This is a genomic window from Methylobacterium sp. P3_A11 (assembly GCF_056403155.1).
Map to the genome: position 1 here is coordinate 1 of NZ_JBFUGA010000253.1, position 640 is coordinate 640.

Genomic DNA, 640 nt, shown 5'->3' on the forward strand with positions numbered 1-640 from the left:
ACCGGCGAGCAGTTCGGGCTGAAGTTCTCCTACGCGCTGCAGCCGCGGCCGGAGGGCCTCGCCCAGGCCTTCGTGATCGGGCGCGACTTCGTCGGCGACGACGACGTGGCGCTGATTCTCGGCGACAACCTGTTCTTCGGCGCCGGCATGGGCGAGCTGCTCGAGCGCGCGGCGGCGCGCAAGCGGGGCGCCACCGTCTTCGCCTACCATGTCGACAACCCGCAGGCCTACGGCGTGGTCAGCCTCGACAAGACCGGCCGCGCGACGAAGATCGTCGAGAAGCCGCAGAACCCGGATTCCACCTGGGCGGTGACCGGCCTGTACTTCTACGACAATCAGGTGCTCGACATCGCCGCCGACGTGAAACCCTCGGCCCGCGGCGAGCTGGAGATCACCAGCGTGAACGAGGCCTATCTCCAGCGCGGCCAGCTGCATGTCGAGCGCATGTCGCGCGGCTACGCGTGGCTCGACACCGGGACCCACGACAGCCTGCTGGAGGCGAGCGAATTCGTCCGCACCCTCCAGCATCGCCAGGGCCTGCAGGTCGCCTGCCTGGAGGAGATCGCCTACCTCCAGGGCTTCATCAACCGCGACCAGCTCGTGGCCCGGGGCGAGATGTTCGCCAAGACCTCCTATGGGC

Annotated in this window: 1 protein-coding gene; it reads left to right on the forward strand. The window is 68.4% G+C overall.

The window, feature by feature from the left end; genetic code table 11:
- The coding region (locus AC1DXK_RS31115) for a sugar nucleotidyltransferase (RefSeq protein ID WP_477299725.1) at positions 1–640 on the forward strand (640 nt) is incomplete at both ends.